This is a genomic window from Pedosphaera parvula Ellin514, assembly GCF_000172555.1.
Taxonomy (GTDB): Bacteria; Verrucomicrobiota; Verrucomicrobiia; order Limisphaerales; family Pedosphaeraceae; genus Pedosphaera.
This window is the reverse complement of sequence record NZ_ABOX02000004.1, coordinates 194778-208912: the sequence shown is the minus strand read 5'-3', so window position 1 is coordinate 208912 and position 14135 is coordinate 194778. Positions and strand designations below refer to the sequence as shown.

The 14135-nt window shown below is 53.5% G+C and carries 11 protein-coding genes; 6 read left to right on the top strand and 5 right to left on the bottom strand.

Annotation, left to right across the window (positions count from 1 at the left end; genetic code table 11):
- Positions 1-75 precede the first annotated feature (75 nt).
- Together CFLAV_RS04740 and CFLAV_RS04735 are read left to right on the top strand one after the other, a co-directional pair.
- Positions 76-1740 (top strand): hypothetical protein, encoded by a 1665-nt coding sequence (locus tag CFLAV_RS04740; RefSeq protein ID WP_007413498.1) that lies wholly within the window; start codon positions 76-78, stop codon positions 1738-1740.
- A gap of 13 nt (positions 1741-1753) precedes the next feature.
- The gene (locus CFLAV_RS04735; protein ID WP_007413497.1) at positions 1754-2437 is read left to right on the top strand and encodes a glycosyltransferase family 2 protein; all 684 of its coding nucleotides are present in this window, start codon (positions 1754-1756) and stop codon (positions 2435-2437) included.
- A 363-nt stretch (positions 2438-2800) separates the two neighbouring features.
- On the opposite strand, the gene CFLAV_RS04730 is transcribed toward CFLAV_RS04735, so the two are convergent.
- From CFLAV_RS04730 to CFLAV_RS04715, 3 genes are all read right to left on the bottom strand, one after another.
- The gene (locus CFLAV_RS04730) at positions 2801-3247 is read right to left on the bottom strand and encodes a response regulator (RefSeq protein ID WP_007413495.1); all 447 of its coding nucleotides are present in this window, start codon (positions 3245-3247) and stop codon (positions 2801-2803) included.
- Positions 3244-6417 (bottom strand): PAS domain S-box protein, encoded by a 3174-nt coding sequence (locus CFLAV_RS04725; RefSeq protein WP_007413494.1) that lies wholly within the window; start codon positions 6415-6417, stop codon positions 3244-3246. The genes CFLAV_RS04730 and CFLAV_RS04725 overlap by 4 nt, the downstream gene beginning before the upstream one ends.
- A gap of 457 nt (positions 6418-6874) precedes the next feature.
- Entirely contained in the window at positions 6875-8005 is a 1131-nt protein-coding gene (locus tag CFLAV_RS04715; RefSeq protein WP_007413493.1) for an esterase, read from the bottom strand.
- A gap of 128 nt (positions 8006-8133) precedes the next feature.
- Here CFLAV_RS04715 and CFLAV_RS04710 point away from each other — a divergent pair, with 128 nt between their 5' ends.
- The 4 genes from CFLAV_RS04710 to CFLAV_RS04695 all read left to right on the top strand — a co-directional run bounded on the left by CFLAV_RS04710 (position 8134) and on the right by CFLAV_RS04695 (position 12423).
- On the top strand, positions 8134-8496 hold the full coding sequence (locus tag CFLAV_RS04710) for a low molecular weight protein tyrosine phosphatase family protein (RefSeq protein ID WP_007413492.1): 363 nt from the start codon (positions 8134-8136) through the stop codon (positions 8494-8496).
- Between the two features lie 154 nt (positions 8497-8650).
- Positions 8651-10453: a hypothetical protein gene (locus tag CFLAV_RS04705; protein ID WP_007413491.1), complete on the top strand. Its 1803-nt coding sequence runs from the start codon at positions 8651-8653 to the stop codon at positions 10451-10453.
- A gap of 178 nt (positions 10454-10631) precedes the next feature.
- Positions 10632-12071 carry a hypothetical protein gene (locus CFLAV_RS04700; RefSeq protein ID WP_007413490.1) on the top strand — a complete coding sequence of 480 codons (1440 nt, stop codon included), beginning with the start codon at positions 10632-10634 and terminating at the stop codon, positions 12069-12071.
- Between the two features lie 121 nt (positions 12072-12192).
- A complete protein-coding gene (locus CFLAV_RS04695; protein WP_040546929.1) occupies positions 12193-12423 on the top strand; it encodes a hypothetical protein in 231 nt (76 codons plus the stop codon).
- A gap of 37 nt (positions 12424-12460) precedes the next feature.
- Here the strand turns inward: CFLAV_RS04695 and CFLAV_RS04690 are convergent, their stop codons facing one another.
- Positions 12461-13357: a DUF1501 domain-containing protein gene (locus tag CFLAV_RS04690; protein ID WP_007413489.1), complete on the bottom strand. Its 897-nt coding sequence runs from the start codon at positions 13355-13357 to the stop codon at positions 12461-12463.
- The gene (locus CFLAV_RS37365; protein ID WP_202796842.1) at positions 13354-13872 is read right to left on the bottom strand and encodes a DUF1501 domain-containing protein; all 519 of its coding nucleotides are present in this window, start codon (positions 13870-13872) and stop codon (positions 13354-13356) included. Before CFLAV_RS37365 ends, CFLAV_RS04690 begins: the two co-directional genes overlap by 4 nt.
- Between the last annotated feature and the right edge of the window lie 263 nt (positions 13873-14135).

Genomic DNA, 14135 nt, shown 5'->3' with positions numbered 1-14135 from the left:
GAATCGTTTACGTCGCCGGTTTGGGGATTTAATAAAGTTGTTTTTAAATAGCTGATTGATTAAACATGACCCCGCATGAGTACCGGCAATCTGCCTGTTGATCAACTGAATTCCTCCGCGCCTGCGGCCCCGGCAGAATGGTGCAACGCACGTCTCCGCGCCATGAGAATCTGCTTTTGCGCGTTCGTGCTCATGCTCGCCATCTACCAGCTTTCGGAAAATACAACCGACCCGGATTTATGGGGCCACATCGTTTATGGACAGGAGATGCTGCATAGCCGGTCCATTCCAAAGGCGGACATTTACTCCTACACCGCGCTGGGAAAACCGTGGGTCAATCATGAGGTCGTTGCGGAAATTATTTTAGGTGGCGTACATGCTCTGCTGGGCGGGAGCGGAGTGTTGCTGCTCAAGGTCGCTGTTGGTTTACTGGCGTTTGGACTCAGCTTGCGGCTCGGCATGTCCGGTCTGTCGCGGTCGGATCGTTTCGTCGCCTGGGCAATGGGTGCGCTGGCCGTGGTGGAAATTTCATATGGCTTCGCCGCCCGCCCGCAAATTTTCACTGCGTTGTTTCTGGTGGTGGAGTTGGCGTTGCTGCTCAGGATTCATGCCGGGGCGCATCTTTGGGCTTTGGGGATGCCGGTGCTCTTTGGAGTCTGGATCAATACTCACGGTGGCGCATTGGCCGGCTTCGGCCTGCTGGGATTGTCTGCAGGAAGTACCACCTGCCAATTTTTGGCTCGCAAAATTCGGCCAGGCATCGCAGATGCCCTCGTGCCGCCAGTGTCGCTTAAAACCGTGGTAGTGCTTTGGCTGGCGTTGTTTGGCGCTACGGCCGCCCTCTTCTGCAACCCGTGGAAGGCGGAATTGCTCCGGTGGCTTATTGGCAGCGTTCTTTGGCTGCGGCCGGAAATCACGGAATGGAACCCAACGCCGTTTGGTTGGGATCATGCCGTGTTTTTCATTTTGATGGCGTTAACACTGTTCTCTTGGATTTTCACGCGCCGTCCCCGCGCATGGTGGGCGATGGCTGCGTGTGCGGCCTTTGCTTTTTTGGGATGGCGGGCATTGCGCAATGCACCTCTCTTCAGCCTTGTCGCACTGGCACTCACCACGCCGCACCTCGCTGATGTGCTGGCGCGGTTTTCCGGGCAGCTTGAAAATTTGCGCTCTCTCCTGCGTCAACCAGGTTTTCAAAAAATTGCCACGGTTCTTCTCGTCTGCGCTACCATCGGGATTGGGGTTGGCACCTTCACCTTGCATAAAAGTCATCCACTGACGATGGAGATCCCGGGTTCGCAATATCCAAATGAGGCGGTTGCCTTCATGCACGAGCATGAACTGCGCGGCAAGTCGCTGGTCTTCTTTGATTGGGGTGAAATGGTGATTTTCCACCTGCCCGAATGCCCGCCGTCGCTGGATGGCCGGCTGGACACCTGTTACTCGCGCGCGCAGATCGCCGCGCAATGGAAATTCTACAAGAGTGAGCCGTATGACACCCGGGTCTTCAATCCCGACGACGCGGACCTGGCGCTTTTACCGAGAAACTTGGCTGGTACTCAGGCACTTTCTTTTCGTCCAGGCTGGAAAACAGTCTACATGGATGAAACGGCTGTAATCTTGGCACGGAACGTGCAGAATTTTCCGAGGTTGAGCGAACTGACGCTGCCCGTCATCGGCCCGAGGTCGGCCGGACAGGAGCGCGTGGCGTTTGCGGATCATAATCCGCGCTGGAAGTAACTATTTGTTATCTATGAGATTATCCGTTGTCATTCCGATTTTTAACGAAGTCGGGACCATTAAAGAAATTGTGGCGCGCGTGCGCAAGACACCGTTCGACAAGGAAATCATCATCGTGGATGACGGCTCAACGGATGGGACACGCGACCAACTTGCCGAACTGGCGAAGCTGCCCGACATCAAGGTGATCTATCAGGAACGGAATCAGGGCAAGGGCGCAGCGCTGAGAACCGGGTTCAAGGCGGCGACGGGAGATATCATTGTCATCCAGGATGCGGACTTGGAGTATAACCCGGCGGAGTATCAGACCTTGCTGCAACCGATTTTGGACGGAAATGCGGATGTGGTTTTTGGGTCCCGATTTTTGGGCGGGCCGCATCGTGTCCTCTATTTTTGGCACTATGCAGGCAACAAGTTTCTTACCACGGTGTCGAATATATTCAGTAACATCAACCTGACGGACATGGAGACCTGCTACAAAGTTTTCCGCCGTGAGGTGCTCAACGGCATTACGCTTAAATCAAACCGGTTCGGTTTTGAACCGGAATTCACCTCCAAGGTGGCGAAGAAACGCTGGCGGATTTACGAGGTGCCCATTAGTTATCAGGGGCGCACCTACGAAGAGGGGAAGAAGATTGGTTGGAAAGATGGGGTGACGGCGCTCATGACAATTTTGCGGTATAATATTTTTGGGTAGGAGAGTGGAACCATTCGATGAGTTTCTCACAACCCTGGCCCCGATTGCTGACGGCTTCAGGTGTTCTCCTGTCAGCCTGTAGAACGCCTGACAGGGATAAGTAGGCCAAGCTGAATGTGAATTAATAAAAAGGCCAGTCCAACTCAGGACTGGCCCAACCCATGAAAAGGAGCAGAAAACCCAAACGGCTCCATTTTTAATACACCGCCGCTTTGCCAAAGTTTCAAAAAATTTACCTATCCATGTGCTCAATGAGAACATCTCAAATAGCATTCATATAGGTGAGGTGAAGCAATCCTCGATCGAAGCCCCCTTTCAAAGGCTGAAGTTTGCTTTCCGCACAGTTTTCGATCGGCTCAATTCTCAACTATCCTGGGATTCAGTTCTATTTAACCCCAGCCAGTACCATTTGAATGCCTTCGCCATGTCGAGCAGTTGCGGAGCTGTGGGCGGTTTTACCAGATAGGAGTTTGCTCCCAGCCGGTAGGCCTGCGCCAAATCCGACGGTTCATCCGATGACGTGAGCACCACTACTATGATGCTGCTTCGTTTTGGCTCCTTCCGTATCCACGCCAGGACATCCAACCCTCTCACCAGCGGAAGCTTTAGATCGAGCAATATCAGGGTCGGAATCGGATAGAGCTTGCGATCGCTGAATTTACCGGTGCCTGATAGGTAATCGATTGCCCCCTGACCATCTTCCACCACACTCAAAGGATTGGTGACTCCCGCGCCCTTAAGCGCGCGTTTCATCAAAAACACATCATCTTCGTTATCCTCCACGAGGAGGACGGCTCCATTGGTCGTCATGCAGATCTTTTAAGCGTTATCCAAAATTGACTTCCCTTTCCCAACTCGGAGACCACACCAGCGGAGCCGCCCATGCGCTCGGCAGCTTTTCTCACAATAGCCAGTCCGATGCCGGTTCCCTCATATTTCTTATCCGGATAGACCCGGCCAAAAATGTGGAATATCTGCTCGTGATGCTCCGGAGCGATCCCAATCCCTTTGTCAGCAAACCAGATTCGTACGTCAGGGCCCATCGTTTCGGCTGAAATCGCCACCTCCGGCAACTGTCCCGGATATGAAAATTTTACCGCATTTCCCAGGAGATTGGAAACAATTTGAGTAAGCAGCCCTTCATGTCCAATCACCGGGGGGAATGGGGATGCGGTCACCTGAATCCTGGACGAGTGGAGGTTGGGATAATTCTGGACAATATCACCAATCAAATGTTCCAGATTGATGGTTTTCATCTGCATGTCTCCTTTGGCAACTTTGCTGTAAGCCAGCACATCCCGCACCAGCAGATCCAACCGTGCGGCTGACCGATGAATTCTTTCCAGATAATGCTTTGCCTGGTCATCCAGGTTGCTCTGATAATCCTGCAGGAGTGCTTCGGCATATCCCTGCATGGCTCGAAGTGGTGAGCGCATATCATGGGAAATGCTATACGAAAACGCCTCCAGCTCCATGATGGTTTCCTGCAGCTTCGCCGTCCGCTGTTGCACCGTCTGATCTAAAAACTCGTTCTGTCTCGCCAGGGCCATCTGTGCTTCTTTCAAGGCAATTTCGGCTTTTTTGCGTTCGCTGATATCTGTGAAAAGAATTGCCACTTTTCGCTGTTCCGGTTCACCGATGCGGAAGGCAAAGACATCGAACCAGCGGTTCAATGCCCCGGCCCGATTTTCGAATCGCACTGATTCGCCCGAGGAAGACACCTTTCCGTAAATTTCATACCAATGCTCTTCGTGCTCGGGGGCAATCTCGCGCATCCATCTACCCTCGGCGGCCTTGATCCCGGTTTGCTTCGCGAAAGCCGGATTGGTTTCCAAAAACCGATAATCCTGCGCTCGGTTTCTATCATCAAAATGCACTTCAATAACGCAAAAACCTTCGTCGATGGAATTGAATAGCGTTTGATAACGCTCCCCGACTTCGCGCACCGCTTCCACCACCCGCCGTCGCTCGGTGATGTCGCTGAAAACAACCCCGACCCGGTGCCTCTCCGGCATCTCCACGCTGAATGCATGGACCTCAAACCATCGGCCCAGCGCGGTGGCCTGGCTTTCGAAGCGTGCGGGTTGCCCCGTCAAGGCGACGTTCCCAAAAGTTTCAAACCAGTTCTGCTCGTGTTCTGGAGCCATTTCGCGCATCCGTCTGCCTTTGGCGTCTTTGAATCCGGTTTGCTTTTCAAACGCGGGATTGATCTCCAGAAAGCGATAATCCATGGGCCTTTGGCCGGCGTCGAAAATAACTTCAATAATGCAAAAACCTTCGTCCATTGATTCGAAAAGCGTCCGATAACGCTCTTCGCTTTCACGCAACGCTTCCTCCGCTCGCTTGCGTTCGGTGATATCAGTGCCAGTTGGAATCAGGAACACCACCTGTCCCGAATCGTCCTTGGCGGGGGCGATGCTCAAATCTACAAACCGTTGACTGCCATCCGCCACGAAGTAAGGCGATTCCTGCCGAAATATGTTCCCTTCCGCCGCTTGCTGACTGGCCTTGCGTACCATTTCCATGAGGGCCGGTGAACGATTCCACCAACCACAATCCCAAAACTTTTTCCCGATGACTTCCTCCTTTTTAAAACCGCAGGCCACGAGGGCGATGCGGTTCGCTTCAACGACCGTGCCGTCAAGGCTCATGACCCCGGCGAAATAGGTTCCCTGTTCGAAAAGTGTGCGGAAATTGGCATTGACTTTCGCAGCTTCCAGCGCATCCGTAGCGGCACGACGTTCCCGTTCTTCCGCCCGCTTTCTCTCACTGATGTCGAGCACGACGGCAACCAGGCCCTGATACTCGCCGGCCGGGCCGCGCACTGCATTCACACTGCTGCTGGCCCAAAACGTCGAACCATCCTTGCGCTTGTAGCGCTTCTCCATGTCAAACGAAGGTCCCCCTTCCGCCAGTCGATGTACCGCTGAGAGCGTCGCACGCAGGCTCTCGCCTTCAGTCACTTCTGCGATGTTCATCGTCAGTAGTTCTGCCTCAGTATATCCCAGCATTTCACACCAGCGCCGGTTCACCAGCGTCATTTGTCCCTCAGCGTCCGCCTGCACCACCCCCGTCGTTGCCTGGCTGACAATGGCGCGAAAGCGGGCTTCTGATTTGCGCAACGCCTGATCAGCGCGCGCCCGCTCCACGAGCGGCCAAACGCGGGCTATGACGTCATCCATTAAACTCAACTCATCGGCTGTCCACTTCCGTGGGAACGATTCTGTAACCCCAAGTACGACTGTCCATTCTCCCTCGCGCCGGCAAGGCTGCACGGCGTAAGAGCGGACGCCGACGGTGACATAGTTGGCTGCTTTTTCCCGGGTGAGTGGTTCGGTTTCCACATCCTCCACGGCAAAATCGCCCTGTGAGTATTGATGCCACCAATCAATCCCGCCAAAGTCGAAGAGGCTCATCGCTCCTTCGATGCTGGAAGATGTGGATCGATGCCAATTGTGGCCTATGAGAATCCGGTTCTCGTGTTCAAGGCATTCCACGAAATAGCAACGGTCGGCATTGAGGTGTCTTCCCACCGCCTCCACGGTGATTCTAATGATCTGCTCCTCCTCGGTGACCGACGCCAATTTTTTGGAAAGTGAGGCCAGAAATGTCGCGCGTTCCTCTGTGAGCTTGCGTTTGGTGATGTCGTGAAAATAAATGGAGATGCCACCTGCTTCGACGGGATAAACCCGAATCGCAAACCAACGTTGCCACGCCCTCAAATAGTAATCGAACTCCCCGGAAACGCGTTCAGTCATGGAACGCCGATATTCCTGCTCAATCAGGGTGCCGCGTGTTTCGGGAAAGGCTTCGTTCCAGAAGTGCTTTCCGATAAGTTCCTCCACCTTTAAACCCTGGTCCGTGAAGATGCGGCGGGCAGCCGGATTCATGTAAGTTAACCGCCAATTTCCGTCCACCACCAGAAATGAATCAGCAATGCTCTCTAATACGCGGGTGATACTTTCAGGGAATTCTAGCATCGTGGTGAAAATCTTGGGTTTGAATTTCTACCAGGAAACGTCCTGATGGCTCCGTAGCATGAAACTGCCGGGTCGGCTGGGGAAAATTCCCTCTTTTTGACGACAGTTCCTGATTTTCTTTAATGAATAAAAACAAAAAATTCTCAACCGCCTCGTCTCTGCCGGCGTTGGGTTGAGCCCGTTGTGGTTTGCCTCTCATCTTTATAATCCATGCTGGTCTGCTTCCGCTTGCCAAGGACTTGCCGATTGCAAATCTGTGGTGGTCAGAAACCGACGGAAAGTGTCAGTCATTATTAGGCTAAGCCAACCACTTTTTTTTTACCAGTTTCATTTGGGTTCAAACCGGATTTGAGTCGCGGTATGTGGCCGAGGAATAATCATCATACTCTCATATCGGCCAATGTGTTGGTAAGCAACTGCCTCGTGTCCAGATCCGAAATTCGCCTCTCATCCCCGTTTATCGCCTGAAAATCATTGGCTCAAATTCCGCCAGATTATTACGCCACACCCGCCACTGATGCGCTCCTTCCACTTCCTGAAACTGATGTTTGATCCCATGCTCCGTTAGCAACTTATCAAACTGCTGATTGCTCTCCAGCAACTGGTCCGACCTCCCGCACGCAAACCAAAGCAACTTCAACTTCTTGTTGGTATCCTTCGGGTCCTTGAATAAACCCTCAAACTGTTCCATCGGATTCCGTATCCCCGAACTCATCCCGCCCACCCAGGCAAACAATTCAGGATGCTTCAATCCAATGCTCAGCGACTGCGAACCGCCCATCGACAATCCAATGATCGCCCGATTCTCCGCCCCGCTTTTCACCCGATAATTCTCCTCGATCATTGGCAGCACATCGCCCAACAAGTCCTGCTCGAACAGGTTGATGTTCTTCATGCGCGCCTCAGTGTTTGTTCCAGCTGACTGTCCTGTGTACGCGTGCCCTCCGGGCATTACGATAATCATTGGTTTGATTTTGCCTTGGGCCAGGAGATTATCCGTGATCAAATGCGCGTGCCCAAACTCCGTCCACGTCGCTTCATTGTCTCCCGAGCCATGAAACAAATAAAGCACCGGATATTTCGTGTGCGTGTTCTTGTCATATCCCGGCGGCGTATAAACCCGCAACGAGCGAATCCTTCCCAACGCCTTGGAGTTATATTCATGCAAACGCACCGTGCCATGCGGCACTGATTGAAAATCATGCAGGCATGGTGTCTCGCCGTGTATGTCCAAAACACTGCTGTTCGGAAACCGCATCGGCTTCAGTTGGCTGTTTGATGGATCGATCACATGCAATCCATCCACCACGATGCTGTAACTGTAGAGGTCCGGTGCCAGCGGGCCAATAGTCGCACTCCAATTCCCCTGGTCATTCGTCATCGGTGTTCCGCCGCCTCGCCACTCACCCGCAACTGATACATTCGTGGCCCCGGGCGCCCGCACACGGAAGGTCACAGTCCTGTCCTCATGAATTTCAGGATAAGCTGCTTGTCGCTGTTGATCGCCTCGAGGCGGAGCAGGGGAGTCCGCTCCGATTGCAGTTCCTGCCATCAAACCTATGGCGAGTGCGAGTAAAGGTAACTTCATATGATTAAGGTCACATTTTCCCCTTCGCTGCCTCTGGTTCAAGCTGAATCGTGCGCCCTCCCGTGTTCGTGCGAATCTCTCACTCGTGACCCGTCGATTCCAAAAGCACCTTGGTATTGGCAAATCGAATGTCTTCGAAGATAATCATCCGCCTGAACGAACCAGTTAAAATTCTTTTCGTCTGCAGCCGCAACCGCTGGCGCAGTCTGACCGCTGAAAAAACTTTCGAGGGTTTTCCTGGCTACGCTGTCCGTTCCGCTGGCACGGAGGCGTCCGCGAGGATTCGTGTCACTGAAGGTCACATCGGCTGGGCGGATCTCATTTTTGTCATGGAGAAGCGCCATGCACAGCGTCTGCGCGATCGATTTCCCGAAGCACTCATCGGCAAACAACTCATCTGCCTCCATATCTCTGATGATTACAAGTTTATGGACCCGGAGTTGATTGCCTTATTGGAATCAAAAATGGAGCCATATATGGTGGTTCCTTGAACAATTAAGACGGCATGTCGCAAATGTAAGTGCTTGATATTCACCTCATCTTTGTGTTACCAAGTCAGGCGGGGAGTAGGTGGGAATTCCTTAAATGATGTTTTGCCCTGTGTTGAATGGATGGTAAACTGCCCCTGATTTTTACTCGAAGCTAATGAACATAAGTGTCAATGACTTCTGGCGCGCGGTATGGCGCAACTCCTTCATTTTCGCAGTTGTCATGCTTTTCTGCCCTGGAGCTCATGCTCAACAGGAGATCGAAGGGAAGCCTGGCGTCACGAAAAGCCAGGCCGTGATGAATTTTTCGGAATTAGCCAGGCAGCAGTCCCTTAACAAGAACCTGGCGAAACCAAATAAAAAAATTCCGCGTCACAAACTCAGCCCGAACAAGCGTGTCGTATCACCTGCCACCAATTCAGTCGATACGAATGCCGTCGGCACTGCGGAGGCGACATCGACTGGGACCAAACCTGGCCAACCGCTTGCGCCGGTGACACCTTCTCCCAGCCCTACGACCAATTTTTTGGGCTTGGTGGACAACAACACAGTTTTCCCTCCGGATACGGATGGTGCTGTTGGCCCCAATCACGTGGCGACTGTTCTCAACAGCGAATTTCGCATCCAGGACCGCAATGGTGGAACTGTTCGCACGGTCACCTTGAACAACTTCTGGTCTCCCCTGGGCACGTCGCCGGACGCCTTTGATCCCCACATCTTCTACGATCCCTATAACAGCCGTTGGATCACCTCCGCAGGGGCCAATGGCGACACGGCCTCTTCCAGTCTTCTGGTCGGCGTTTCGCAAAACAGTGACCCCACTGGAAATTGGTTTCTGTATGAAATCCAGGGAGACACCACCCATGCCAGTTGGGCGGATTATCCGAATCTGGGCTTTAACAAAAATTGGATTGTGTTAACGGCGAACATGTTTGACCTCATAACAGAAGGCTATGTCGCTGCGAACATTTATGTGTTTAACAAAACCAACCTCTACGCTCATGGAGCTCAGTCACATAAACTGTTTACTGATTCCAGCGGCCTCGGTTTCTCCATCATCCCGGCCGTCACCTTTGATGCCAGTCTGGCCACCGAATACATGATTGAGGATTATAACAATACACTGGGTGAACTGCGCATCAGCACGATTACCGGCAATATTGGTTCTGAAAAACTCACGCTTGGGACCAGCCTCCCAACCACTACCAATCGCTGGGGCTTTTCTGTTGGCACGAATTTTCTTCCCCAACTTGGCGCTATGCGGATTGACGCTGGCGACTCGCGCATCCTGTCCTGTGCTTTTCGCAACGGTTCTCTTTGGCTCGCTCAAAATGCCTTCCTGCCAATCGCCGCGCCCACGCGCTCTGCCGCCCAATGGTGGCAGGTTTCCACCAACGGTACCGTTCAACAGTTTGGCCGCATCCAGGACACTGGGAACACAAATTATTATGCCTATCCGACTTTGGCGGTCAATTCGCACAACGATCTCCTCATTGGTTACTCCCGCTTCGCCACCAGTCAACACCCGAGTGCCGGCTATTCCGTGAGATACTCCACCGACACAGCCAACACCGTTCGCGGCGATGTGATTTATAAAACGGGCCTGGCCACTTATGTCGTTTATGATTCCTCGGATCCTTCCCGGATTAATCGCTGGGGCGATTACAGTGCCACCTGCGTCGATCCTCTAAACGATATTACCATGTGGACTCTTCAGGAATACGCCGCCAGTCCTGCGAATGCCTGGGGAACCTGGTGGGCTCGTGTGGATGTCGCTCCAGCTCCAACGCTCATTTACGCTCACAATCGAACAAACCTGGTGCTTACTTGGACCGGCACTTTTACCCTGCAATCCGCCACGAGTGTGATTGGGCCCTACACCAACATCCCCACTGCCACCAGTCCGTTTACCAACACTTTTGCCTCTCCTCCCATGCGTTACTTCCGCTTGCGGTATTAGGTGGCCAGGCCATCAAACTCAACATTTTTAATCTGCTTGCAGTCGCAAAAAACTTTGCCCGCAAGCATCTTCCATTCACTGCAATTTTCAGTCGGCGCTTTTCTTTTGACCTGTAAATCGGGTTTCACCCCATTGAGATCGATAGCCAACGGAGGAGGTTGTCAGGAGAGAAAAGTTTATGAAATTCACGATTATGAAAAGATTGCTTATTTTGTTGGGATCCACGGCACTGCTCGCCGGATGTCATAGTGACCGCGGCACGGGCGGTACGGGCAGCGACTCCGTTCTCCAAGGCCCGGCGGGCGCCGGTTCTTCAAGTACCAGCGGTACGATGAACGAAAATCAGAACTATAATTATAATTATAGCGGCACAGGTGCAGCGGGCGTGGGTGTCTCCGGCAATAACCCCGGAACTTCTTCAAGCGGTGTCAGCGGTTCCAGCAGCAGTGCAGGCACCGAAAATGCGGGTGCCGTGGGCGCTGGCAGCAGCGTCTCAGGCACTACCCTCTACGGTAGTCCGGCTAGTATCAACAACGTGCAAGGCGGCGCAGCCACAAACACCAGCGGTGGTCTTGGGACTGGCAGTTACAACAACTCTGGAACTAATTCCAGCTTGAGCTACACCAACAGTTCCAGTGGCTCATCTGATACCAACAGCGGTGGCCTGGGCACCAGCGGCTCCAGCACCAATTCCGGGAGTTCCAGCAGCACGAACTCAAACCCTGATGCATTAAATCCTTCATCCGGTGGAACCGGCAGCGGCACCGATAGCAACACTGGCGGCGGTTCCAGCTTGAGCAATACCAACAGCAACGCAAATCCGAGTTACAACACCAATAAATCCAGCTTCCTAAAACCGGGCTTTGAGCTGGCTCAAGTGGGCGTTGGAGCAGCAGGGAGCGCGGGGGCTTCTGGTTCATCTGGCGCTGGCGGAACGGGAGCGGGAACGACCAGTAGTGGCACAGGCATCGGTGTCGGCTCACCAAGCACGGGTTCCGGCCAAATTGGAACTCCCTCACCCGGCACAGGTGTTGGCCAGATTGGAACTCCCTCACCCGGCACAGGTGTTGGCCAGATTGGGACTCCTTCCCCCAGCGTAGGTGGAAGCAGTCTCGGCACCTCCAACATCGGCGGCATTGGCACAAACATCGGCGGCATTGGCACAAACATGGGCGGCATCGGCTCGGGAATCAATTCCAACATCGGCGGCGGCTTTTCTGTTACCAATAGCAACCCAACCATTCCACGCGGTCCCGGTGCTTCTCTTCGTCCGCTTAAAGGCGTTATCCAAATGGCCAGACTCGATGATAATTCCAGCTCATCCAGCACTGACAAGAGTTCTGGCAACAACTCCGGCACCAGTTCATCGGGATCGACGAGCACGGCCACAGATTCGCCAAAAACCGGCTTGAACAATGATTCCACCAACTCTTCCTCGTCTGATAGTTCCTCCAGTGGTGGACTAGGTACCAGCGGTTCCAGCACGAACTCAAGTTCCAACTCAAGCACCAACAGCTCCAGCAGCGGTGGTCTGGGGACCAGTGACTCCGGCAACAACTCCGGCGCGAATAGCAGCACAAACTTAAACAGCAACTCGAGCAGTCAAAGCAATCCTTAACCTCATAATCGAGGTTCAAGGCGCATTCGGCGGTCCCAACCCGCTGAATTGAATAAAGTCGGTCCTGAGAATTTCAGGGCCGACTGTTCGTTTTTTTATAATCCAAACCTCTTATGAAATTATGAAACATTTTTTGCTTTTGGTTGGTGGGGCACTACTGCTGGCCGGATGCAACACCGTTCGTTCCGGAGGTGCTGGTGGCACTGGTGCAGCAAGTGAAAGTAGTTCCGAGAGAGTGTCCACCGTATCGGGCCCAAACATACCGGCACCTCATGTGGCACCAGGTGATTCCATCACCCGTGCCTTTCCTACTGGCGGCGGCGGGGGTGTTACCTCGACCGGGGCGCACTAATCCGTGCTGATACCTCTTTGAAAAACTTCCGAACTCCCTAGGCAAGGACTGCCTTAACTACATTACCCGCCACATCGGTAAGTCGAAAATCACGACCTGCATGTCTAAAAGTCAATTTTTCGTGGTTGAATCCAAGACAATGTAAAATCGTCGCATGGAGGTCATGCACATGCACCGGGTCCTCGACAACGCGTCCACCGATCTCATCCGTTTTGCCGTAAACCATGCCTCCCTTGATCCCGCCACCCGCCATCCAGCTTGTGAAGGCCGACGCATGGTGCCCGCGCCCTTTTTTGCTCTCAGCACCCGGCGAACGTCCAAATTCTGTTGTCCAGACGACGAGCGTATCCTCCAACAGGCCGCGTGACTTCAAATCCTTCAGCAAACCCGCAATCGGCTGGTCCACATTCCTTGCCAGGGGTTCATGCGATCTCATATCCGCATGGGCATCCCAATTCCCGCTCGACCCGACGTCAATCAACTCGATGAATCTTACCCCGCGCTCCGCCATTCGGCGTGCCGCCAGGCATTGCCACGCAAAACCTTTCGTGCTGCCCCGTTCCAAGCCGTAAAGTTCCAGCGTCGCGTCTGTCTCCTTTGAAAAGTCCAGGACCTCCGGCATTACTTGCTGCATGCCGAACGCGGTCTCGAACGATTTAATTCTCGCTGCCAATGCCGGATCGCTCTGACGCGATTGCTGATGCTTCTTATTGAAGCGCTCCAATAAACTTAGCTCCATCCGCTCGATTTTTTCGCTCGGGGCGCGCCGGTTCAAATCTGGAATGGGTTCTGCGCCTGCCAAAACGCGCGTTCCTTGATGACATCCGGGCAGAAAATCCGAACTCCACACCTGGCTTCCCGCGTATGGCAACTGCGGCGCCAACACCACGAACGACGGCAAATTCTGATTCTCCGTCCCCAAAGGGTAACTCACCCATGACCCAATACTTGGCCCCGCGGTTGAGGCCGACCCCGGTATGCACCCCCAAGCGTCGCCTGGAAATGATCGTTATGATCCCCGTGCATCGAGCGAATCACGCAAATATCATCCATGCACTCGCGCAAATACGGAAAGAGGTCGCTCACCTCAGTGCCGCATTTGCCGCCCGGCTTGAAATCCCACAACGGAGCCAGATACTTCGGTCCCTTGTCATTTGTGGTGGAATTCTCCGCATGTTGCCTGATCAGTTTTTCTTTCGGGTCAAATGTGTCCAGATGCGAAGCCCCGCCCGTCATGTAGAGGAAAATAACCCGCTTGGCCTTGCCCGGAAAATGCGGCGCCCGCGGCGCCAGTGGGTTCACTTCATCAGCCCTTGCTGATTGGGCCAGCAATTGCGACAAAATTCCCGGCAATAAAATCGAGCCACTCACCAGCGACCGCACCATCTGACGCCGCGTCATGCCAAACTCGTTTGGATTGAACAACTGATTCATTTTTACTGTTGCCATTAACTGCCGATAACTGCCGTCTACTTCCACTATCCGCATTCCTTCGATTGAATACCGAGCCGCTCACTCATGCCATCACTATTTCCGACGCCTGGCGCTGCCACACCATTCATCAAACCCCTGCTTTTGCGCCTGCCGGGCCTGTTTTTAGCAGACGTACCGCAACCCTCCGAGGTTACGATTTTCCGCTCTACGTAATCACCCATTTCCCTCGCCGTGCAACGCCCAAGCTGAATGCCGCGCAACGCCCCTGCAAACCAGGC